The 1908-nt window shown below is 71.6% G+C and carries 2 protein-coding genes; one reads left to right on the top strand and one right to left on the bottom strand.

Going from position 1 to position 1908, the window contains the following annotated elements; all coding sequences use genetic code 11:
* Positions 1–91 precede the first annotated feature (91 nt).
* Positions 92–1408, bottom strand: coding sequence for an adenylosuccinate synthase (locus tag AB0L40_RS27725; protein WP_364362021.1), 1317 nt, complete (start codon positions 1406–1408; stop codon positions 92–94).
* Positions 1409–1556: 148 nt separating this feature from the next.
* On the opposite strand from AB0L40_RS27725, the gene AB0L40_RS27720 reads away from it, so the two are divergent.
* Positions 1557–1908 (top strand): MFS transporter (locus tag AB0L40_RS27720; protein WP_364362019.1); only part of this gene is annotated, 352 nt, incomplete at its 3' end.

The following is a 1908-nucleotide window of genomic DNA, read 5'->3' as shown; positions in this document are numbered from 1 at the left end:
CGACGGCGCCAGCGCGGCCGCCATGCGGCGGCGCCCGGGCGGCCCCGGGGATCCCGGTGTCGTCCGCCCGGCCGCGCGCGGCCGCGTTCCCTCAGACGCCGGTGAGGCGCCCGGCCTCGGACGCGCGCCCGGCCGCCGTCCAGACGATCTCGTCGTTGCCGGGGCCGACGCCGATCATGCCGATCGGCACGCCGACGGCCTCCTCGACGTAGTCGAGGTAGTCGCGCGCCGCCTGCGGCAGGTCCTCGAGCTTGCGGCAGTGGGTGATGTCCTCCTCCCAGCCGGGCAGCTCGTCGTACTCGGGCGTCACGTGGTGCAGGACGGTCTGGTGGTACGGGTAGCGCTCGAGCAGCGCGTCGTCCTCCGTCCGGTACTTCGTGGCGACCTTGATCGTCTCCTGGCCGGAGAGGACGTCGAGCTTCGTGATACAGAGCTGGTCCAGCGTGCAGAGGCGCGCCGCGTACTTCAGGGAGATCAGGTCGAGCCAGCCGATGCGGCGGTCGCGCCCGGTCGTCGTGCCGCGCTCGCCGCCCTTCTCGCGCAGGTCGGTGGCCAGCTGACCGTCGAGCTCGGTCGGGAACGGACCGGAGCCCACGCGCGTGGAGTACGCCTTGACGACGCCCCAGATCTCGGAGAGGTCCTTCGGGCCGGCGCCGGAGCCCACGGCCGCGGAGCCCGAGATCGGGTTCGACGAGGTGACGAAGGGATACGTGCCGTGGTCGATGTCCAGGAGCGCGGCCTGGGCGCCCTCGAAGAGCACATGGCCGCCGCCGTCCAGCGCGTCCCAGACGAGGGCGGCCGTGTCTGCGATGTGCCGCTCGAGGCGGTGACCGAAGGCCAGGTACGTCTCCGTCATCGCCTGGAGGTCCAGCGACGGGTCGCGCTCCCAGGGGCGCAGCGAGCGGGCCTTGGGCTCCATCGCGGCGACGATCTTCTTCTTCAGGATCTTCTCGTCGAGGAGGTCCTGGATGCGGATGCCCAGGCGCAGGGCCTTGTCGGCGTAGCAGGGACCGATGCCGCGCTTGGTGGTGCCGATCTGGTTCTTGCCCAGCCGCGCCTCGCCGGCCACGTCCAGGAACTTGTGGTACGGCATGATCACGTGCGCGTTCGGGCTGATCCGCAGGCCCGAGGAGTCGACGCCCTGGGTGCCGAGCTGAGCCAGCTCGCCCAGCAGGACCTCGGGATCGACGACCACGCCGTTGCCGATCACGCAGGTCGTGCCGGGGTACAGAATGCCGGACGGCACCAGGTGGAACGCGTACTTGACGTCCCCGTGCACGATGGTGTGCCCGGCGTTGTTGCCGCCCTGGAAGCGGACGACGACGTCAGAGCGCTCCGCGAGCAGATCGACGAGCTTCCCCTTGCCCTCGTCTCCCCATTGGGCGCCAACGATCACGATGCCTGGCATTTCGGAGGGAAGGGTAACGATCCGCGGACCGCACCACCCGCGCGGGCCCCGGTGGCAACGGGCGATCCGGGTCCCCGGGGGCCGCGACCGGGGCGGCTGGGGCGCGGCGGACCGATGAGTCCCGCGTCCGGCGGCGGTCTCAGACGGCATGACCACCCCAACGACCGACCGCAGCCGGTGGATCGCGCTCTACGTGCTCTGCACCGGCGTCCTCATGATCGTCCTCGACGTCACCGTCGTGAACGTCGCCCTCCCCTCGATCCAGGAGGACCTCGGGTTCTCCGACTCCAACCTCGCCTGGGTCGTCAACGCGTACCTCGTGCCGTTCGGCGGCCTGCTGCTCCTGGCCGGCCGCCTCGGCGACCTCGTGGGCCGCACCCGCCTGTTCGTCGGCGGGCTGGGCGTCTTCGTCGGCGCCTCCGTCCTCTGTGCGCTCGCCCCGTCGCAGGAGGTCCTCGTCCTCGCGCGGTTCGTCCAGGGCGCCGGCGGGGCGATGGCCT

Origin of the sequence: Patulibacter sp. NPDC049589, from assembly GCF_040675535.1 — a bacterium.
GTDB lineage: Bacteria > Actinomycetota > Thermoleophilia > Solirubrobacterales > Solirubrobacteraceae > Patulibacter.
This window is presented reverse-complemented; position numbering and strand designations above follow the sequence as displayed.